General features: G+C 38.5%; 21 protein-coding genes and 1 pseudogene. 11 read left to right on the forward strand and 11 right to left on the reverse strand.

The window, feature by feature from the left end:
• The first annotated feature begins 224 nt into the window (after positions 1-224).
• The 8 genes and pseudogenes from L1611_RS00005 to L1611_RS00040 all read left to right on the forward strand — a co-directional run bounded on the left by L1611_RS00005 (position 225) and on the right by L1611_RS00040 (position 5576).
• Positions 225-680 carry a hypothetical protein gene (locus L1611_RS00005; protein WP_236310746.1) on the forward strand — a complete coding sequence of 152 codons (456 nt, stop codon included), beginning with the start codon at positions 225-227 and terminating at the stop codon, positions 678-680.
• A gap of 222 nt (positions 681-902) precedes the next feature.
• Positions 903-1040, forward strand: coding sequence for a hypothetical protein (locus tag L1611_RS00010; RefSeq protein ID WP_236310748.1), 138 nt, complete (start codon positions 903-905; stop codon positions 1038-1040).
• Between the two features lie 138 nt (positions 1041-1178).
• Positions 1179-1844, forward strand: coding sequence for an HAD family hydrolase (locus tag L1611_RS00015; protein WP_236311999.1), 666 nt, complete (start codon positions 1179-1181; stop codon positions 1842-1844).
• A gap of 134 nt (positions 1845-1978) precedes the next feature.
• The gene (locus tag L1611_RS00020; RefSeq protein ID WP_236310750.1) at positions 1979-2518 is read left to right on the forward strand and encodes a hypothetical protein; all 540 of its coding nucleotides are present in this window, start codon (positions 1979-1981) and stop codon (positions 2516-2518) included.
• Positions 2519-2641: 123 nt separating this feature from the next.
• Positions 2642-3131 (forward strand): annotated as a pseudogene (locus tag L1611_RS00025) (NUDIX hydrolase).
• Between the two features lie 450 nt (positions 3132-3581).
• Positions 3582-4001, forward strand: coding sequence for an RDD family protein (locus L1611_RS00030; protein ID WP_236310751.1), 420 nt, complete (start codon positions 3582-3584; stop codon positions 3999-4001).
• A gap of 172 nt (positions 4002-4173) precedes the next feature.
• Positions 4174-4743, forward strand: a complete 570-nt coding sequence (locus tag L1611_RS00035) for a non-canonical purine NTP pyrophosphatase (protein ID WP_236310753.1) — start codon at positions 4174-4176, stop codon at positions 4741-4743.
• Between the two features lie 149 nt (positions 4744-4892).
• Positions 4893-5576 (forward strand): alpha/beta fold hydrolase, encoded by a 684-nt coding sequence (locus L1611_RS00040; protein WP_322972515.1) that lies wholly within the window; start codon positions 4893-4895, stop codon positions 5574-5576.
• 576 nt (positions 5577-6152) lie between these two features.
• Here L1611_RS00040 and nagZ read toward each other — a convergent pair.
• From nagZ to L1611_RS00080, 8 genes are all read right to left on the reverse strand, one after another.
• Positions 6153-7853, reverse strand: a complete 1701-nt coding sequence (gene nagZ, locus L1611_RS00045) for a beta-N-acetylhexosaminidase (protein ID WP_322972497.1) — start codon at positions 7851-7853, stop codon at positions 6153-6155.
• 192 nt (positions 7854-8045) lie between these two features.
• Positions 8046-9302, reverse strand: a complete 1257-nt coding sequence (gene cypC, locus L1611_RS00050) for a CYP152 family fatty-acid peroxygenase CypC (RefSeq protein WP_236310759.1) — start codon at positions 9300-9302, stop codon at positions 8046-8048.
• A gap of 265 nt (positions 9303-9567) precedes the next feature.
• Complete coding sequence (locus tag L1611_RS00055; protein ID WP_236310762.1) at positions 9568-10536, reverse strand: sugar phosphate isomerase/epimerase family protein; 969 nt, start codon at positions 10534-10536, stop codon at positions 9568-9570.
• Positions 10537-10547: 11 nt separating this feature from the next.
• Positions 10548-11699 carry a Gfo/Idh/MocA family protein gene (locus tag L1611_RS00060; RefSeq protein WP_236310763.1) on the reverse strand — a complete coding sequence of 384 codons (1152 nt, stop codon included), beginning with the start codon at positions 11697-11699 and terminating at the stop codon, positions 10548-10550.
• A gap of 4 nt (positions 11700-11703) precedes the next feature.
• On the reverse strand, positions 11704-12477 hold the full coding sequence (locus tag L1611_RS00065; protein ID WP_236310765.1) for a sugar phosphate isomerase/epimerase family protein: 774 nt from the start codon (positions 12475-12477) through the stop codon (positions 11704-11706).
• A 19-nt stretch (positions 12478-12496) separates the two neighbouring features.
• Entirely contained in the window at positions 12497-13558 is a 1062-nt protein-coding gene (locus L1611_RS00070) for a Gfo/Idh/MocA family protein (protein WP_236310767.1), read from the reverse strand.
• Positions 13559-13573: 15 nt separating this feature from the next.
• A complete protein-coding gene (locus tag L1611_RS00075) occupies positions 13574-14593 on the reverse strand; it encodes a Gfo/Idh/MocA family protein (protein WP_236310769.1) in 1020 nt (339 codons plus the stop codon).
• A 229-nt stretch (positions 14594-14822) separates the two neighbouring features.
• Positions 14823-15101: a hypothetical protein gene (locus tag L1611_RS00080; RefSeq protein ID WP_236310770.1), complete on the reverse strand. Its 279-nt coding sequence runs from the start codon at positions 15099-15101 to the stop codon at positions 14823-14825.
• 165 nt (positions 15102-15266) lie between these two features.
• On the opposite strand from L1611_RS00080, the gene L1611_RS00085 reads away from it, so the two are divergent.
• Positions 15267-15455: a hypothetical protein gene (locus tag L1611_RS00085; RefSeq protein ID WP_236310773.1), complete on the forward strand. Its 189-nt coding sequence runs from the start codon at positions 15267-15269 to the stop codon at positions 15453-15455.
• 31 nt (positions 15456-15486) lie between these two features.
• Here the strand turns inward: L1611_RS00085 and L1611_RS00090 are convergent, their stop codons facing one another.
• Positions 15487-16122: an FMN-dependent NADH-azoreductase gene (locus tag L1611_RS00090; protein WP_236310775.1), complete on the reverse strand. Its 636-nt coding sequence runs from the start codon at positions 16120-16122 to the stop codon at positions 15487-15489.
• A 160-nt stretch (positions 16123-16282) separates the two neighbouring features.
• Positions 16283-16510 (reverse strand): DUF3892 domain-containing protein, encoded by a 228-nt coding sequence (locus L1611_RS00095; protein WP_236310777.1) that lies wholly within the window; start codon positions 16508-16510, stop codon positions 16283-16285.
• 133 nt (positions 16511-16643) lie between these two features.
• On the opposite strand from L1611_RS00095, the gene L1611_RS00100 reads away from it, so the two are divergent.
• Together L1611_RS00100 and L1611_RS00105 are read left to right on the forward strand one after the other, a co-directional pair.
• Positions 16644-16883 (forward strand): hypothetical protein, encoded by a 240-nt coding sequence (locus L1611_RS00100; RefSeq protein ID WP_236310780.1) that lies wholly within the window; start codon positions 16644-16646, stop codon positions 16881-16883.
• Between the two features lie 158 nt (positions 16884-17041).
• Positions 17042-17329, forward strand: a complete 288-nt coding sequence (locus L1611_RS00105) for a hypothetical protein (protein WP_236310782.1) — start codon at positions 17042-17044, stop codon at positions 17327-17329.
• 54 nt (positions 17330-17383) lie between these two features.
• On the opposite strand, the gene L1611_RS00110 is transcribed toward L1611_RS00105, so the two are convergent.
• Positions 17384-19792: a M14 family zinc carboxypeptidase gene (locus L1611_RS00110; RefSeq protein ID WP_236310784.1), complete on the reverse strand. Its 2409-nt coding sequence runs from the start codon at positions 19790-19792 to the stop codon at positions 17384-17386.
• Positions 19793-20156 lie beyond the last annotated feature (364 nt).

Consider the following 20156-nt stretch of genomic DNA (forward strand, 5'->3'; position numbering starts at 1 on the left):
CGCTTGTTATGCGGGATCAGTGTCCCAACCAGCCTCAAACATGTTTCTACAAGTAGGGGGTGGACAATATTCTGGTCGGGATCAAGTCCCACGGGCAGTTACGTCCTACCCCGGCTACCTAAAGAATAACCTAAATTAAATAGGTCAACCAGAAATGACTGGCTGACCTTATAATACGAAGGGCAGTTATCTTGAATAAGCAAAAAAATAAAAGGGGGGTAAAAATGAAGTTAATCAAGTTTGTTTTCGTTACTTTGCTCAGCCTTATGCTCTTTGCGTGTGAAAATAGTAATCAGTCCACTGAAGAACAAAATCCTCAAATCAAACAAGATGATATTAATGAAAAGATAAATTATGGTGAACAAATATCAATGGAAAAGGCATTATCCGTAGTTTCATTTGTACCTAAACAAATTAATAGAGAAAATCCTCCATTTCCTTTAAAGAAAACCACAGGCATAGTTAATAAAACAAATAAACAAAGTGAAATTATTGAATTAAGGTACGGAGGGGATGAAAAAAGTCTAATGATTGAGGTTGAAAACACAAAAGAATTGAAGCAAGATTCTTCTTTAAAATATGAAAAAATCAACCTACTAAATGGAGAAATCCCCTATTATGCAATTGATGGATACATTCAATATATTACTTGGATTAATAATGAATTAGCTATCTTATGACATTTCATTACAAAGGGAAAACACTGGAAGAAGCCGATGTATTCACAAAGGAAGAGATTGTGGAAATTATTAACGAACTAAAGTAAATTCCATATAAGGGGGCGTTGATCTAATAAAGAATTAACGCTCTTTTTGTTTAATATCTAACTGATGGGTAGTTACCTGGAAAATGTCACTAATTAACTGATTAACAATTCAATGATAAAAGGGGAGAAGATAAATATGGAGTTTTTGTTGGTTTTAAGCGGTATTGTCACATTTCTTATAAGAAGAATTCACTTTTTATTTATTGTACTACTTATAGGTTTGGTTAAGGCTGGTTTATATGCAAAACAAAAAACAGAAGGAAGTTTTAATTAATCTTCTGCTATTGGGGTATTAACTGAGGGATCCTCCGGACAAACTCCAGACTTTCACTTGTTACAGATTAGGTTTGAAAGTGCGAACGTTAGTATTTTGTGAAAAGGGATGTGAAACTATTTGGAAGGTTATAAAGCGATGCTATTTGATTTAGATGATACTTTACTTAATAGAGATAGAGCGGTAGAAAAACTGTTTTTAATGATTTTAGAAAAGTGTTATGAGGATGTTAAACATACAGTACTAAGAGAAATGATGCACAAATTCAAAGAATATGATAAAAAAAGCTATGGCTACAGTGATAAAACAATAGTTGTGGAATCATTTTTTGAAGAATTTCCACCAAAAAATCGCATGCCCCGCGATCACATTCAAGATTTTTGGAATAATAATTTCCCTCATTGTTTTTCTATAAATCAAAATACTATAAAAATCGTAAATACTATAAAGAAGTACATTAAAGTTGGAATAATAACAAACGGAACGATCCAGAGACAAAAAGCTAAAATAACCAATACTAATTTAAATGGATGTTTTGACACAATTATTATTTCTGAAGAAGTAGGATTTAGTAAACCAGACAAACGCATATTTGAATTAGCACTAAATAACCTAAATGTACAACCGGAAGCCACATTATTCGTTGGAGATGACATAGAAAAGGATATTGGTGGTTGCCAAAATGCAAATATGAATGGTCTTTGGTTCAACCCTAATAAGATCAATAATAATACCGAGATAAAGCCATATGCGGAGATTAATTCTCTTGATAGGTTATTAAGTTATATTACATATGCTCCATAAACGGGGGCATTGATCTAAGAAGGATTACGCCCTCTATTTGTATAATACATAAGAATCGGGCGGGTCATTTGAATAGGAGAAAGGTAAATAAGTTCTTTTTGAAAACCAATTTTGTACTGTAAACGGAGGAGAACATGAAGATCTCTGACCTTATAGAAAGTTTACATGAAGATATAAAAAACAATCCTTTACAGGAAGTAGATGAAAAGTATCATCAGATTTGCATCAATTTATCAGGAAGTAAATTAGCTAATGAAATAAGAAAAGTTGACTTAAATGATTATATTAGCAACTTGACGAATGGACTACAAACAGCTTTTGAAATTGTACAAAACACTAGTGCGAAAGCAATTTATTTTGAGTATGACTTAGATAATGATTGGGATAGTACATTCTTTATCTGTGATGAATATAACCCTATAGAGGAAGAGGATGACGACTGGGCTTGTGATTGGATTAAGGATTTTGAGGGTCCGAGTTTAGATTGTTTTAGTAATATCTATTTAATCAACGGTTTTGATAGAAATAATAAAGCAATAGGGGCCACAATCTATTTAATTGTAAGAACAGTTTTATCCTATGCAAAAGCGTTTGAACACTTATTAATAAGTAGTCCAGTGCCACTTTGTATAGCTTTTCACGATCAAGACCCAATCACAAGAATAAAAGAATAATACCAGGTCCTTTTTCAACAAACGGGGGCACTTGCTGAATAAGCAACTGGCTCCATACATACTCAAGAGTTAGATTGGTTGAAGATGAATCATACATATTTTTTATCTTGAGGGGGGAAATAAATGAACGGCATATATGTTTATTGGGGAGAAGCAAAAGTAAAGTTAAGTTGGAATCGGAATTTACAATTGCCCCCAAGAGAGTTGATCACAAGTGTCCACGGATTTTGTTTTAAGGATGATAAACTCCTATAGTGAACTTAAATCATAGAGGATGGACTTCCCTGGAGGTCATATTGAACACGAAGAAACTCCTGAAGAGTGTTTAAAGCGTGAAACATATGAAGAAGGTTACGTTACGGGAAGTAGCTATTTGTTAGGGCATATTGTAGTTGACCACAATGAAAATCCAAAATGGAATGAAAGCAGTCCTTATCCTAAAATCGGCTATCAGGTTTTTTATCGGATGGATATTGACAAACTATATGACTTTAAAGCCAAGAATGAGTCAGGAGAAAGAATTCTAATACACCCAAGTGAAGTAATAGATTATTATCAAAATTGGAACGAACTATATCAAGAAATACTTGATTACGCTTTAAGCCAAAAGTGATTTATCTTCCACAAACGGAGGCATATCTGGTGTATATGTATAATAAAGAAACGAGGAATGATACTTAATGTTATTTACATTTATCTTTGGAATTTTAGGCTGCATATACTCTGGATTGTGGACTGGAACTTTTCCAAAACCGACTGATGTATTTATCGCGATTGCAGCAGGAGTACTACTGGATATTTTTAGGTTATTAAAAAGAAGATTATAAGGTTTGTTTTATTCAACAAAAGGGGGCATTTGCTGAATAAGTATCTGGATCCATACATACTCAAGACCAAGGTAGAAGTTATAGTGGAATGGAATGATAATGCAGAAACCATTACATTAAACACAGATTAGTTCCTCCACAAAGGGGGCGTTTCATGCATAATGGCAGCTAATCCCGTACCCCAAATAAGGGTTGGAGAAGAAGTAAGGATTTACAAAGCAGTAAGGGAGAATTAAATGGAGATAAGGAAATCGGCAGGATTAGGTTTAAGAATTTTAGCAAGTTTAATGGATGTCATCATTATTTTAACAATAATTTCCGTATGTTTTTATTTTATTAAGGGTGAGTACAGGTTTACATGGCCAAATGGATTAACGTGGCAGCTATTTTATACTTTGTACTTAACTGTTACTCCAGTACTTTGGAATGGGTATATTATTGGTAAAAGAATTTTTAAGATTAGAATAAAACGTTATAAGGACAATGAAAATGTAACAATTATTAATATGTTTTTGCGAGAAGTAATAGGTTACTATGTTATAAGTATAATCACCTTTGGAATTTCTTTAGTTGTTAGTCTTTTTATGGTTATATTCCGTGAAGATAAAAGGGCCGTTCACGATTTTATAGGAGGAACCTATGTATCAAAAGATTAGGCTTCTTATTCAACTCCCACAATAACTAAGAAACTTGTGCTAGTTACTCCACAATCGGGCGCAATTCTAAAGTATTGGATTGCACTCGTTATTCAATTAAAGGGGGCAATTGATGAGCAAGTAGTCCCTATAAATTTAGTTATTCTATAGAACCAGAAAGGAATTATAAGTAATGAAAGAAATAGTGTTTGTTACCACTAATAAAGGAAAAATTGCTTCTGCACAGAAGGACTTACATAATATAAAAGTATTGCCAATCGAAGCGGAGTTGAGTGAACCCAGAAGTGACGATATCAAAGAAATTGCTAAACAAAAAGTGTTACAAGCTTATGCAATTGTAAAACGACCTTGTATAGCATTAGATTCAGGATTTTTCATATCAGAATTAAACGGATTTCCAAAAGCGTATGTAAATCATATGTTGGACACTATCGGTATAAAAGGTGTTCTGAAATTATTAAAAAATGTGGAGAATCGATATAGTGAGTTTAGATCTTGCTTAGCTTACTATGATGGAGAAATTATGAAATTTTTTGAAAGTAAATCTCCAGGTATCATATCAAATGAAATGAAAGGAATAGAAAATGACAAAAAATGGTCTGATCTTTGGTATATCTTTATTCCAGAGAATTTTGATAAAACATTAGCTGAGTTTAATGAAGAGGATTCTATCATTTATAACAAAACAAAAGAAGACTCTTGTATGGTTAAATTTGGAGAATGGTATAACAGGAACTTTTAATTATCGCTTTATTATGCAAACGGGGGGCATATCCGCAATAGGATAAGCCCTTTTTTGTTGAAATTAATCATTGAGTAAGATCCGTAAATTTGAAATAATTGGTATTAAGAAAGATGGCAGTTTAATGAAAAAAAGAGGGGGAGATTGCAATAAAGAGAGTATATTTTTTACACGGTTTTATGGGTACGGCAGAAACGCATTTCTCAAATCAGGTATCTGGCTTAGATAATAGTTATGAACTAATCCTTTTAGATTTACCTGGACACGGAAACGCATCAATTGAGGCTTCTGATAACTATTTTGAAGACGCTTTAAATTACGTTACTGCTCAAATTAAGGTTAAAGGAGAAGGGTACATAATCGGATTATCATTAGGTGCTTCTTTAGCCATACATATTGCCATAAAAGAGCCAGAGTTAGTGAAAGGTATTATACTAACAGGTTACTCTCCTTTCATTCCTGAAGAGCTAAAAGGTATTATGGAAAAACAATACGAATACTTCATAAATATTGAAGACAACGATAGAAATATAGCAGAGCACTTTAAGAAACTGCACGGAGATAAGTGGAGACGGACTATAAAAAGTGTTCTTCATACAATGACTTTTAATTACCCTACTGCTACTCAAGAGGACATCCGAAATATAAGAGTCCCAATGCTTATACTTAATGGTAGTAATGAATTACACGAAGTAGAAGCAGTTACTTATGTAAAAAAAATAAATAATGATGCTAAGGTTGGATTAGTTCCTAACGCAGGGCATACGGCAAATATAGACCAACCAGGAACTTATAATAAAATGCTTGAAAATTTTATTGAAGATATTAGCTAACAACAAAAATTTTTATACTTTGTTATTCCATATAAGGGGGCACTTCTTGAATAAGTGAGTGTCTGTTTTCCTTATAAGGACCATTTAACGGAATAACTGCTTGTGAAAATAACAGAGGGTTGATTTTAAGTTAAAGTGCACGGCTTGTTGAAAAAATAAAACCCAATTTCCCATTTTGACACTGAGAAATTGGGATTTTATTGTGACCATCCTTACATTAAATCCACATTTCCTAATGCTGCTATTTTTAATTAGTGTCAGAAGTTTGTAACTGATGTTTCTCAGAATAATACTCTGCTTTCGAGGGTTGTGTATTAAAGATAAATAATATAATCGTTACTGTAAACATAATTATGCTTCCTAATACAACGGGATGTCGTATTGGAGAAGTCGTAAAGCTCAACAAAAATGATATTAACTTCACTACAAATTCAGTTATAGTCCAAGGTGTCTTGTGAGATTCCTTTTTAGTTTACATAATATTTATTATACCAACCAATATAAAAATGAAGAAAAATCGTCTCTATATCTAAGTATACTTAGGATAGTGAGACGAGATCATTTTTTTTTGTAAAATTAGAATTGCTTCAATGCATTATTTATCTTTTTATTTAGTTTTTGGATATCTACATATGGGATATGTCTATCGTCAAGATTATATTTTCTTTTCAGTCTTATAATACGTTCTACGCTGCGATTGATGCGTTCTTCGGATATCTCACCATTTCTAACTGCTGTCTCAATTGCTTCGTAAACAGCAATGACTTTGTTGTAATTATGTGCGACCATAATAATGTCATTGCCAGCTTGGATTGCCCTAACTGATGCATCCTGCAAATTAAAATTATTCTCAATAGCGTTCATCGTCATATCATCTGTCATGATCACACCATCAAATTTGAGATCATCCCTAAGAATGTTTGCGACGATCTCTTCAGATAAAGATGACGGGTAATGTGGATCAAGTTGAGACAACAATATATGGGCAATCATCACAACATCAGAATCTTCTTGAAAAGCATCTATAAATGGTTTTAATTCAAATGAATTTAACTCCTCTTGGCTTTTATTGACTACGGGTAGTTCTAAATGCGAATCTACATCAGTGTCTCCATGTCCAGGAAAATGCTTGATCACAGGAATGACGTTCTCTGATTGCATCCCTTTCATCATTTGAACCCCGATCCTACTTACAATCGATGGTTCAGAGCCAAAAGATCGATCCCCGATGATCGGATTATCCGGATTGCTGTTTATATCCAATACGGGTGCAAAGTTTAAATTAAAACCAAAGGACTTAACCTCATCTGCTAGGATTTTTCCGATTTCATATGAGAGTTTGGCATTATCCTTTTCTCCAATTTCTTTGCTTGTCGGTATTTTTTCCAAATTCCCTGGTAAGCGGGAAATCCTTCCTCCCTCTTGGTCTATACCTAACAATACAGGTAATGGATTACGATCATTTAATTCTTTAATGGTGTTTAGCAATTCTACCGTTTGTTGAGGAGTCGTCATGTTTTCCTGGTAAAATATGAATCCTCCAATCTTATACTGTTGAAGAAGATCATTGATTTCATCATTATAACCCGTGCCAGAAAATCCAGCTATTATCATCTGGCCGATTTTTTCATTCAGCGTCATCTCATTTAAACGGTCATTTACTGTTCTATTCACATCCAGTTCTTCTTCAGTGTCTTTTTTAAATTCTGTATAAACGGAAGTATGGTGTAAAGATGGATTTGGTTCATTTTCATCAGGCCGAGGCAGGATAAGCTTTAATTGATATGTCTTATTGAGATCGTATACAAGGATGATTTGATCGTGTTCTTCGTCATCGCTATAGTATCGAACATGATCGGGATTTCCTAACATCTCGATAATGGTATCATATTTAATCTGTAGTAACTCTGGGAGATATGATCTAACATCGAATATGATTCCGTCAGTTCTGTAACCAAAAGATAAATCTTGGTTATGGTAAGTCAAGTATGTTCCTTGAGTAATCGTTTCTTGTTCATCCGGAGATTTAAATTTTCCCTTCACTACATCTACATGTGTTTCTCCAGCTTTGATATCGCTGTGGGTCAATTTACCTTCCTTTGCATTCGATATAATTTTTTGTAAAAGCTCCATACCTGATGTTTTATGATTGTCAGGTCGACCTTCGAACGGGTCCTGTTTATCATCCGGAGATACAAAAAATATAAACCCACCAATGAAGATCAACCCAACAAGTATTATAATCCCTTTCCAATTAATCCTCCTCACCTCCCCCATATATTAGCCTATGCTGAATATGGGGCATTTAGTTAGACGAATCATACATCCAACATCCCTACGCTTCCAAGTCACCAGTTTACGCAAATAGTTGGGATATGTAATGTGCTGGAGTAACTAATATGGTTTTCAGATGGTTTGTAAAAAAAAACAACCTGCAAGTTATGCAAGTTGCAAAATGGATTTCTTCGTTCATTTTCTTGCCACATTTGTTATGGCGAATCCACTTTTCGGTAAAGTCGGCATTTTTGAAAGGCTGTAACTTAAGTCCTGGCCTGGAACCTCATATTCAATCTTGTTTACAATGAAATCGATACTCGCTTTCATTACTTCAACTGTGATTCCTTCACCGGGACAGCGATGACCCCTTTCTGCCTCACCGCCACCCTGTGGAATGAAATCAAATAAGTTACCGTCCCAATCAGCAAATCTTTCAGGACGAAATTCTTCCGGATCCTCCCAAATTCTTGGATCATGGTTCGTTCCATACATATCGAGTAATACGAGCATCCCCTTCTTGAATTCACAATCATTCCATACAAATTCCTTTTTTACTCTCGCCCCGACGAATGGTCCGAATGGATAGTACCGCCGTACCTCTTGGGCAAACATTTCAAGAAAACGTTCATCCCCTGAACGGAGTTTCTTTTTATACTTGGGATGTGTGTGTATTGCTAATGCGGAAAACGTAATGAAAGTAGCTATAGCAACAATCGGTCGTAACACATTAATCAGTTCGATCGCGGCCATTTCGGTATCTAATTTCTTCCCATTCAGTTGCCGATGGAACGCCATCTCATAAAGTGCCGAGCCTTCTTCTGCTTCAAGTTTACCGTTACGGATATCTTCTATTATGCTTTGAATCCACTTTTCCGTTCGTCTTCTGGCTTTCCTGCCTGCTCTGTGCCGTTGGCCTACTGCACCAAATGCATCAACCATATCGCTGAAATCATCTGCGCGATCCTTTACTTCTGAATCTTTTACAGGTACACCCGCCCAATCGCATGATATCCTGCATAGCGTCTCTTTAGCCTCCTCAAATAAGACGATTTTATCTAGATTTTCCCACTTCTCAACAGATTTTTGCCATTCCTTCTTCATCAGTTCAGCCAATCGTTTTTGGTGAGGAGGGGTCATCAGTGACATGAAGAGTAATTTCCGGTGAATATGTGCCTCACCATCCATCGATTGCACTGCGTTCTCCCCGAACAGTGTCTTCTGGATCCTTTTTGGAGCGGCATCCTTACGTTGAAAGCGCTCGGAATCATAAAAAATCTTGGTGGGTTCTTCGCCACTCATACAAATGACCTTTTCTCCTAATAGACGGGTTTCGAATAAATCAGATTTGTACCTGTTGATCCGGTTTCCAATAAACAGATATCCTTCTCTCATCAGAGCCAGACTGTTATCAATCGTTTGATCATGAGGGACTTTTTTATTCGAAAACATCACATCTGCTCCTTTTTCAAATTTTCGCGACTTATAGTGTTACCCTTTAGTTAACCCATTTTCACGGAAATATACTCTTTTAAACATTTAAAATAAAAGAAAAGTGTAAGCGGGCTGGGCAGCCCGAACGAGGAGGCTGTTATAGCCACAGGATGTCTGAAGTGATCCGGGTGGTTGGGCGATGGAACTGGACATTGCTTATCGAAACCGTTAAGTTATGAAAAAACCGTTCAGGCATATCCACCAATGAACGGTTTTTCTAGTATCATGTCCACCACATTTGGGACGGTTTTTCTTCAATAAGGACAGCCTTCAAGTTGGAGACTGCACGGTTGAATCCTTCATCGATAGACATGATCGGGTCTTCATGCTCAATACTTACGACATGATCATAACCGTATATCCGAAGTGTACTGATGATGTTCGACCATTCTTCCATACTATGGCCGCAGCCCACCGATCTGAATGTCCAAGCCCTTGTTTTGACATTCCCATAGGTCTGCATATCCGTCAGTCCATACATGTTGACGTTATCCTGGTCGATATACGTGTCTTTTGCATGAAAGTGATGAATGGCATTCGCTTCTCCAAGGATTTTGATTGCTGCAACCGGATCGATTCCTTGCCACCATAAATGACTAGGATCCAAATTCGCACCGATCGCTTGACTTGTTGATTCTCTAAGTTTGAGCATGGTATATGGAGTGTGAACTAAAAAACCACCATGAAGCTCAAGGCCGATTTTCACCCCATGCTCTTCGGCCAACTGGCCAATTTCTTTCCAATAAGGAATAAGCTTTTTCTCCCATTGCCATTCATAGATGTCCCCATACTCGTTCGGCCAAGGTGTTACAGGCCAGTTTGGTTTTGTTGCATGTTCGTTGTCACCCGCAACCCCTGAAAAACAATTCACCACAGGGACATTCATCAATGAGGCAAGCTTAATGGTCTTACGAAGAGATTCATCCGATTCATATGCGAAACTTTGATCTGGAGAGATTGGATTACCATGACAGCTGAACGCACTGATATTTAGCTTCCGCTCCAGTACTTTCTGCATGTATCGTTTCCTGGCAGCTTCATCCTCTAATAATTCGTCCAAAGGACAATGCGCATTTCCGGGGTAACACCCAGTCCCTATTTCCACTGCTTGTAATCCGCTTTTTTTGACGTGATCGAGCATTTCTTCAAAAGACTTTTCTGCAAATAAAACTGTAAACACACCAAGTTTCATTCTTTCCACCTCTATTCAGATATTCGTACCCATCGTTTTGTTTCATGGCTCTTCAGAATCGCCTCAATCAGTTGCATGATCCGATGCCCTTCAGAAAGGGAAGCAAAGGAATACGACGAAGTATCCCCGTCTTTTTGTGTGATTGAGGTATAAAAGTCCAACATCAAATTTTTCAATCCATCTGGCCATCCCTCTTGATGACCGCCAGGATAATGGGCAAGGGTTGCCGCTTCAGGAGAAAGGAGACCTGGATCCTTTACTAATTCCCTGTTGGGTTCATTCCGTTGGCCAATCCATAACCGGTTCGGTCGTTCCTGATCCCAAGAATAGGTAGCATGATCTGTTGTGATATCAAAATAAAACTTGTTCTTCCGGCCAGGGCTTACCTGTGACACAGTAAAAACTCCGTGTATGCCGTCTTCAAAGTGAACGAGTACACTCCCGTAATCTTCCGTATCAATCTGTACGGCTTCTGTATCCGACCCATCACTCTTTCCAAATGTCTGAACTTCCGCTTTCGGTTTCTTACGGGTAGAATGGATCGTTTTCAAATCAGCGAAGACTTCCACGATTTTCTTTCCGAGAATGTATTGCACGGTATCACACCAATGGGATCCGATGTCCGCTATTGCCCGTGACGATCCGTTCTTTTCAGGGTCCATACGCCAGCTGTAATCTGATTGATATAAACACCAGTCTTGCACATAACCACCATAAACGAGATTTACTCTTCCTTGTTGTCCGTACAGAAGGTCTTCCCTTATTTGCTTCACTATCGGGAAGTGGCGATAATTGAAACAAACCCCTGCCACACAATTATTTTGATCTGCTAGTTCTACCAATTCACTGGATTCTTTACTATTCATCGCAAGAGGCTTTTCAGAAAGTAAGTGTTTACCCGCTTGCAAGACATCCTTGTTGAATGGGAAATGCAGAAAATTAGAGGAACAATTATGAACGACCTCAACATCAGTGTCACCAATTAAATCTTCCACATGACCATAGGCTTTGTTAATATTGTAATTATCGGCGACTTTTTCTGCTTTAGCAAGCTTGCTTGAAGCAATTGCGACTACTTCTACGTTCGGCAATCTGTTCAAAGCTTCCAAATGAGACATCGCTGAAAAGCCAGTGCCTATGATCCCTGCTTTTATTCGTTTCATGGACTCACTCCTGTCTATCTACTTTTGATTTGATTCTCTGCAAGTTTTCTAGATTGATCGTTAGACTTTCATACGGGTCCCTTTCAAATTCCTCTTGTTCCACTATAAGCCAGCTAATGCCATATTCTTCGGCAGCCCTCATAATCGCTTCGAAGTCTAGCTTTCCATACCCGACTTCAGTTCCTTTTTTATGCCCATCTTCCATTTTCATGTCTTTTATATGGAGGGAGACAATCCGTTCTTGATACTTATGGATGATTTCGACCGGTGCCCAATTTGCGGACTCGGCCCAATAACAATCAAGCTCCATTTTCACGAGATCAGGATCAGTATGTTCAAAAAGCAAATCAAACCCAGTCTTATCTCCAAATCTAGTAAACTCGAAATCATGGTTATGATAACCGAAGAGGAAGCCCTCCTCTTTACATGTTTGTCCAATGGTATTGAACGCCTCAGCAATCCTCTTGTAATCATCGGCTGATTGACGTTTGTCTTCAGGAATTGCAGGACAAATGATCAGGTTATTTCCAATCCTATGCTGATAGTCGAAAATTTTTGGGCATTCTTCCCCCAACAGCTGACTGAATCCGATATGGGCACCTGTGCTGACAAGTCGATTATCATCCAGGGTCCGTTTCACCTTACTTGCAGGCGTATCATAGAACCCGGCAAATTGAACACCCTCATACCCTAGATCAGCCATTTTTTGTATAGCCCCAAGAAAGTCCTTTTCCGCTTCCTCCCGTAAGGAATATAACTGTAAGCCGATTTTACTCATTGGTTACCTCCTTTTAATATCAATCAGAGAGGACTCGTTCAACCTTTACTGCTTCCCCTTTTTCCGCTGATTCATAGAGTCCATTGATGATCTGTTGTAAATACACACCTTCCTTAGGAGTGCTGATTGGGGGTATTCCCGATAGACATGACTCGACGAACCGCTCGATTTCAAGCTCATGATAGCCTTTCCTAGGTAAAAAAGAAGGAGTGGTATCAAGAAGTACATCATGTTTCTCCTGATAGATCTTAAGCGGAAACACATCAGCACCACCCTGATCCCCCATCAATGAAACGTTCATTTCATCATGTTTTTCTACATTGGCAGCGAACGCTGAATCCAAGAGAATGGAAGCACCATTTTTAAACGTAATCATACCTCGGGCCATATCTTCAATGGTGAAGTTCTCCCAATCCCATTGACCCATCAGTCCGACACCTTTCCGCTTTCCAATCTTTTGATACGTAACCCCAAAAACAGTGTCCGGTTCAGGGTAACCCATCAAATACAAAGCGGTATCCAGCATATGAACACCGATATCAATCAAAGGGCCGCCACCCTGGAGTTCCTTGTTGGTAAAAACACCCCATCCTGGGATACCACGTCGTCGCATTGCTGTTACACGAGCAGCGTAAATGGCACCTAAGTCATCATTATCAATGAAACGTTTCAAAGCTTCGACCTCCGGAGCATGGCGGAAATGAAAGCCGTAGGTTAAAATTTTTCCTTGTTTATTTGCAGTTTCAGCCATTTCAACTGCTTCTTGTACAGTCATTGCTGGCGGCTTTTCACATAAAACATGACAACCAGCATCAAGCGCAGCAATCGTGGCAGGATGATGGAACTTATTCGGTGTACAAATACTGACCGCATCAATTTCGACTGAATCGAACATTTCATGATAAGTGGAAAACGCATGAGGTGCATTGACTTCTGTCGCCAGCTCGCTTGCTTTCTCCTTGACCACATCACTTACTGCTACTATCTCGACCTTGTCACCGCATTTCATATAATTGGGGATGTGTACATCTCTTGCGATTGCACCAGCCCCGATGATCCCAACTTTCAAGCTTTTGGCCATCCTTTTCTCCTCCTATTATGGTTGCTTAGTTTTATTCATGATTTCGGCTATGGTGATTCTTCTACTTTGTTCATGTGACATTTTTGAAGCTTCGTTGATCAATGCAAGCCCTATCACGTCTGCTTCTGAAATGGATGTGGGTTCATTATCCAGAATTTTACCTATCCATTGGTTGAAAGGACATGGATGGGATTCAGGGAGTGCATCAGGGATAACCCACTCTTCACCCAGCCTTTTACTTTTCAGCCTGGTTTGATTATCCTCAATCAACAATGTTCCATCGGTTCCATATAGCTCAAGTTGGAATGGACTACCGCTGGAGACAAAGGCTGCTTCAATGATGCCAAGAGCTCCGGATTCATATTCGACTATGGCAACGGCATTATCATCAACCTCATATCCCAATGTATTTTGAAGGCGAGCGGTTACAGCTGCTGCAGGCCCAGCGATACGGTTAGTCAGATAAATCGGATGCGCACCAAGATCAATCAACGCTCCCCCGCCACATTCCTCTTTATTGAAAAAGTGATCAGGAAGCCATCCCGTTGCCTTTCCTTCAAGTGGAACAGCCCCGTTATGAGCTAACCTGCAACGGATTGTTGTAAGTTTCCCTAATAGATTTTGATCGACTATCTCTTGAGCATATAAATAATAATCTTTCGAAAGGCGTGGCAAGGATACCATCAGCTGAATCCCATTTTCTTTCACTACTTCATAGATTTCTTCACAGTCTTTCACTGTAAAGGCTAGAACTTTTTCAGTGAAGATATGTTTTTTGTATTTAGCTGCTGACAATATGATCTCTTTATGTAGATTTGTGGGTGCATCCACAACCACAGCATCAATCTCTGGATCTCCGAGAACAGTTTCTAGGTGGCTGATGAAAGGGACGCCAAGTTCCTCTGCCCATTTCTCCCCCCGTTCTGGATCCTCATCCCAAACGACTTTGATTGTAACGTTTTTATTTTCAAGTGCTTGTTTTGCATAGTCGTCAGCATGGACGTGCCATTTGCTCAGCAGGGCAACATTGACCATTGGATTACCTCCTTCTTGATTTCAAGAAAACGTATGAGGTAAGAGTATTTTAATATCATAAGGTTGTCAAGATTTCGAATTTTCTCATCACTATTGGGGGGCATAATGGAACCGTTTAAAACGTCACTTTTTGTTACCATGCCGGTGGTTGTATATCCTATAAGACCCTTAAAATAATAAAAAAGACCTACCGCGATAAAAAGCAGTAAGTCTATATCTACCTATTAAATTAAAGCCACTTCCTTAACCGTTTGATATACCGTTTTGATCGGAAAATCAGCTCTGTTTTTATATATTTAAGTGCATCGATCGCATTGATCATTTTTATAGCGGGATAGACACCATCTTTATTGAACTTCACATTGAAATTTCCCGTATAGATCGTTTTGCCAGACTCTTTATCAAGCACTTCGGCGTTGACAATTGCTATCTTATTAGTAAGTTCAGTATTTTCTACTCCATCCTTCAACGTCTTAACCTCTAGAACTTTAAATAAAAATTGTGGCATTCAATCATCCCTCATCAACGTTTCTCAGGATATCTTAACACGGATGTCAAGTTGATAGAGATGAAATGCTTAATGAATAATGATTACTTTTTATCATAATCTAAAGGAGGATGATGGTACTCCATCGAATGAACTATTTACCAATAAACAATAGGGGTTGTTCTAATGTATGAACACAGAAAAGATATACCGTATCATGATGTACCCATTTTTGAAAACGTGAAGAATGACAATAAGATGAACGATTCTGTACTGGATTACCAAAATGGAGCAGTGCACTCAGAATCTTTTTCTTATGACTACTCAATGGTTATTCCACTGGATCAAGTTCCTTTTAGACCTCATGACGAATAAAGGGACTGACAAAAGTGTCAGTCCCTTTATATTAGAATTTTGAGGCGAATTGCTTTGCTTCTTCAATCGCTTTTGATTTGATATCTTCTGCTCTATCCGGCATTGCCGCATGTCCTTCCATGATGATCGATTCCATCTCTTGAACTCCAAGGAAACTCATTACATTACGGATATAGCGATCTCCCATTTCCAGTTCTGCTGCAGGACCTTCCGAGTAAACCCCACCACGCGCCTGTATATGTAGCGCTTTTTTATCGTCCAACAATCCGACAGGACCATCCTCGGTATATTTGAAAGTCGATCCAGCGATCGCTATACAGTCAATATAAGCTTTCATTTTTGGCGGGACACTGAAGTTCCAGAGAGGTGTGACGAAAACATATTTGTCTGCTTTTTTGAACTGTTCGGTAAGAACATTGATTCTTCTTACCTTATCCTGTTCATCTGAACTTAACTGATCAAATGCATTTCCTTGCTGAAGCTTACCCCAACCATTGAAAACATCGGTATCGATGTAAGGAAGGTCATATTCATATAAATTTAAGCGAGTAACTTCATCGTCAGGATTTGCCTCCCGATAAGCTTCGATGAACTCTTCTCCTACTGCCAGGCCAAGTGATTCCCCCGCAGTTTTTGGATTTGCTGTAATGTAAAGTACTTCTGCCATTTTCTTACCTCCCAATATAGTTTAGTTACTTTTATTTAGTAACTCCTTTTTACATAGTGATAATACCATGATTATTTTATGATGCAAAACTTTTTGCTCAAAAGGTGAAAAAACCTTATTTTTATTTTGTCCAGTAAAAAAAGCTGGTGCTCCCAGCTTTTCAAAAAATAGGCAGACCATCTAAGTTATTATCCCGGCGGTTATCTGGATTGGAACGGATATAAGTCTCCCCGTCCTCTTCCCGAACAACGTTTACACCTTCGATCGTCTCATTATCTACCTCTCTGATTGCGTCAGAGTATGATAGTTCACGCCCAGAGTTAGTCTGAAACATTTGTATCTTACCATTTTCATCTTTACGTACAGCAACAAAATGTTCTTTGCCCATTTCCAAAACCTCCTTATCTTTCCTATTGTTTTCGAGATTTTGAATAATATGCGTCAACTAGCCTGTTTTAGGAATCACTCGTTCAAGCCTTTTAACATAAGGTAAAAGAGCCTATATAACCGGGGGAATGGTTATGCCTGTAAAATTATTGGATCGTAACACTGGTGATGTGAACGGGGATGGAATCCAGGATGTCGTTTTTTTGACTGGAACACTTCCATTTCCTGATAGCCCTTTTCGAGAGAATATCACTTTATGGATACAAGATGGACACAGCGGGAGGATTTATAACTTCCGTTTAAAGACGTCGATGGGATATCGTCCTTCTTTATTTTTAGGGGATATCAATGGGATAAAATCAACGATATTTTAGTCAGTATGTTTTCTGGAGGATCTGGAGGATACACTTATAATTATGTCTATTCTTTCGTGCATAATAGCCTAAACGTCCTCTTCGATTATGAGGTATTCAATAACTTATACCATTATAAAATTGAGTATCTTGATGGTTTTAAGGTAAAGGTAACTGCGTTGGAAACCGGAAATTCATTCATCATCGATATCCAATATAAAGGAGCGGAATATTTAGCAGGTTTATATGATCAAAATGGGGAATTAAAGAAACCTGTAGGAGGTTCAGTCAACGCCCTTGGCGGCTTATACCCAATTGATTTTCAGGGGAAGGGTGTATACGATCTGTTGGCCTATCAACGGATCATCGGTTTGTACAATGCAGACGGGCTTGGTCAGTTGATCACCTACTTAAGATGGAAGGATCATACATTTCAACCTTATAACCAGACAATCCAGATTTATTGAGAAAAGGAGCCGACCTCCTGTCAGCTCCTGTATCCTGATCTGTTATATATAATTTTACTCACTGAATATGGAATTTGATAGTAGACGATATAGGTAATCAGGGTGATCACGGAATCCCGCTTCGATTCCGATCAATGTTACATCCACACCCTTTTCTTTTACAATGACCGGCTTGCCTTCGGCTCCATCACGGTTTTTCCAATGACCAGCGACAAAGAAATCTTCGCTATCATCAAATGACGCATGAATGTTGACTCCATCAGTCTCCGTATACCAAACAGGTTGATAAACAAAACCATAATCTGTTGATTTGTAGCCTGAAGTCAAATTCGATCTGTCATAATCTACCTTGACGATCCCGTTACTATTAGAGCCCCCCTTGTTGACCGTTACATCTGTCAAACCAAGCTGTTTGGCTGCATCAGATGCCCCAGCACCTATGGCGATATATTTTCCTCCGTTTTCCACAAATGACAGGACGTTTTGTTTAAACTGATCAAATTGGCTTTTATTTTCCAAACCGAATTCAGCGTTTGCTCGTGAATGGTTGTAAGAGATTAAACGTGAGGTTCCGCTATAGATGAACACATCCGTTTCTTCAAGCCCGTCTTCAGCAAGTTGTTTCGGTGTGACCTCATCGACATCAAAGCCTAACCGTTGTAATGCCAATAATGTACCTGCATGAGACTGTCCTTTATTCATTCCGCCGTCTTTTAGAATCGTCACTTTCTGAGGGTCCAGTTTTTGTACAGCATCTGGGTTTTTTGTAGCTACATTGATTCCTGACTCTTTAACGAGCTTTTTCAGTTCAGGACCTGGTTCAGCATTTAAATAAAAATGACCATTGTCTCCCCAATTCACTTCATATCCTTTTTCCATCAGTGAATTGATAAGACTAACGGCTTTAACTGAAGAGTTCGGAATTTGGTATGGTCCTTCTCCTATCAACTCTCCATCATCAGTAGAAACCTTTTTCACTTCGGTTGTTTTTGCTTCAAAGTCACTTTCAGCATCTACTTCCACTGCTTCGAAGCCCCATAATTCTGGCAGACTCCATGCAGAAATATCATACATATACGGTGTGATGTCGGTAATATCCTCACCGTCCCAAAGCATCGTGTTGGCAAGCCCTGCTTTTGCCTGGCTCATATCTACGATGTAGGTTCCAGCAGGATAGGTTTTTCCATCATATTCAAAATCTTTATTTGCCTCTGATACGGATATGTCATTGAACTTCAAATGTTCAACAGCTTTCTCGGTAGCGGTCGGATCGGTTTCATCCACAGGTAAAATATACGCTTTCGGGAAAAATCCTTCCGAATGATAAGGATGGTCGAATTGAATTCCCCGTTTAAACACTTCGATCTGATCCTTGATCATGTCTGTCTTATTTTTATTCGAAAATTCGAGGGCTCCTATAACAGCATCATAGTGCCATTTAACGCCATCCCAATCGTTTGTTGGAGCTTCCAAGGTATAACCGTAAGCTCCATGATACATGGCATACATGGGTGTAAAAATTGGAGGATAGTCATCCCATCCTGCTTCATCATCACGCTGAGGAATATAGGTGCCGGTCATGTTCTGATAGTCGACGTTTGATGTTTCTGTATTCGTATTTTCATATTCTTCACGGTGGTCAACGATATTTCCTTCCATTGCTTCTGCCTGATCGAGTGCCCATTTGGAATATAGGTCATATTCATAGTTCGGGTTATGCGGCGGCGTACATGGCTCAATCAATCCAGGATGATCCTGGCCACCGTAGGACTTGACATAACCATGAAGGTCAAGGAATATCATTGGATTCCATTCTTTGATCAAATTGACGGTATGTTTGGTTTCTACCTGAGATTGGGTAATGAAATCACGATTCAAGTCAATACCATTCCCATTGAAACGTGTGGCGTCGATCCGCCCATCTGGATTTGCGACCACATTGAAAACGAGAATGTGGTTTTCAAGAATTTGTTTCGTTTTGTCATCCTTTCCAGTGGCAAAGCGTTCAATCAATTGAAGGGTAGCATCCGTCCCGACAAATTCTGTGCCATGTATCGAACCGTTGATCATGACTGGAACTTTGAAGTCGGGATGTTTTTCGATGAATTTTTCAGCCTTTTCAGGGTTTTTGAACATTTTCTGCCTTAACCCTTTTTGGTATCCGTATTTTCCTTTAGTTGAAGGATCAGAAATGGTTACAACATACAGGTCATGTCCCTGAGAGGACTGGGAAGGCGTTTCAATGGAGATCCGATTGCTATTTCGGGCAATCTCTTCTAGTTTTTCGTCTACCTTCGAATATTTTATGAAATCATAGTTTTCACTATTAAATAGACTGCCGTCCTCCTCTTGGTTCGTCTCATTTACATTGACGTTATGCCACTTGGTTGTTTCTGCTGTACCTGTTAAAGGAGCAGCTAATAAACTAATTGCAGCAATTCCTGATAACAATGAATGTTTCATCATATTCCTCCCTATGGTTAAACTAGTATTACATACTAGTTTAGTATTTTTATACATAGAATTGTATGAACCATTCATCCTGATTAAAAAGAAGTGCTATTTTACTAGTGTCATACCAAAAAGTAAGGATATGTTATACTTCATTGCCCAAACACCCTTGCTTGTTCCCCACTAAAGGGTCCGGACTGTCCGTTCTTCCCGACGGTGTGTCACGAGCTTCCCTTAAGCAAATTCAAGCATTAAGCCTATGTAATAAGAAAAGCGAAAACGCCCTGGTTAACCACGAAGGTCACTGGAAGTCCGACGAGGAGGCTCGAACCAAACAAAGTTCGGTTCTGCGTGGGTAAACACTTCGCCCTAAAAT

It is taken from the genome of Pseudalkalibacillus salsuginis (genome assembly GCF_021646685.1).
Taxonomy (GTDB): domain Bacteria; phylum Bacillota; class Bacilli; order Bacillales; family Fictibacillaceae; genus Pseudalkalibacillus; species Pseudalkalibacillus salsuginis.

Bases quoted from the DNA above. Each gene is read 5' to 3' on its own strand.
- L1611_RS00020 (WP_236310750.1), top strand. From the start codon at position 1,979: ATGAAGATCTCTGACCTTATAGAAAGTTTACATGAAGATATAAAAAAC.
- L1611_RS00030 (WP_236310751.1), top strand. From the start codon at position 3,582: ATGGAGATAAGGAAATCGGCAGGATTAGGTTTAAGAATTTTAGCAAGT.
- L1611_RS00035 (WP_236310753.1), top strand. From the start codon at position 4,174: ATGAAAGAAATAGTGTTTGTTACCACTAATAAAGGAAAAATTGCTTCT.
- L1611_RS00060 (WP_236310763.1), bottom strand. From the start codon at position 11,699: ATGAAACGAATAAAAGCAGGGATCATAGGCACTGGCTTTTCAGCGATG.
- L1611_RS00095 (WP_236310777.1), bottom strand. From the start codon at position 16,510: ATGGGCAAAGAACATTTTGTTGCTGTACGTAAAGATGAAAATGGTAAG.
- L1611_RS00080 (WP_236310770.1), bottom strand. From the start codon at position 15,101: ATGCCACAATTTTTATTTAAAGTTCTAGAGGTTAAGACGTTGAAGGAT.
- L1611_RS00110 (WP_236310784.1), bottom strand. From the start codon at position 19,792: ATGAAACATTCATTGTTATCAGGAATTGCTGCAATTAGTTTATTAGCT.
- L1611_RS00005 (WP_236310746.1), top strand. From the start codon at position 225: ATGAAGTTAATCAAGTTTGTTTTCGTTACTTTGCTCAGCCTTATGCTC.
- cypC (WP_236310759.1), bottom strand. From the start codon at position 9,302: ATGTTTTCGAATAAAAAAGTCCCTCATGATCAAACGATTGATAACAGT.
- L1611_RS00085 (WP_236310773.1), top strand. From the start codon at position 15,267: ATGTATGAACACAGAAAAGATATACCGTATCATGATGTACCCATTTTT.
- L1611_RS00090 (WP_236310775.1), bottom strand. From the start codon at position 16,122: ATGGCAGAAGTACTTTACATTACAGCAAATCCAAAAACTGCGGGGGAA.
- L1611_RS00070 (WP_236310767.1), bottom strand. From the start codon at position 13,558: ATGGCCAAAAGCTTGAAAGTTGGGATCATCGGGGCTGGTGCAATCGCA.
- L1611_RS00010 (WP_236310748.1), top strand. From the start codon at position 903: ATGGAGTTTTTGTTGGTTTTAAGCGGTATTGTCACATTTCTTATAAGA.
- L1611_RS00065 (WP_236310765.1), bottom strand. From the start codon at position 12,477: ATGAGTAAAATCGGCTTACAGTTATATTCCTTACGGGAGGAAGCGGAA.
- L1611_RS00075 (WP_236310769.1), bottom strand. From the start codon at position 14,593: ATGGTCAATGTTGCCCTGCTGAGCAAATGGCACGTCCATGCTGACGAC.
- nagZ (WP_322972497.1), bottom strand. From the start codon at position 7,853: ATGGGGGAGGTGAGGAGGATTAATTGGAAAGGGATTATAATACTTGTT.
- L1611_RS00055 (WP_236310762.1), bottom strand. From the start codon at position 10,536: ATGAAACTTGGTGTGTTTACAGTTTTATTTGCAGAAAAGTCTTTTGAA.
- L1611_RS00100 (WP_236310780.1), top strand. From the start codon at position 16,644: ATGCCTGTAAAATTATTGGATCGTAACACTGGTGATGTGAACGGGGAT.
- L1611_RS00015 (WP_236311999.1), top strand. From the start codon at position 1,179: ATGCTATTTGATTTAGATGATACTTTACTTAATAGAGATAGAGCGGTA.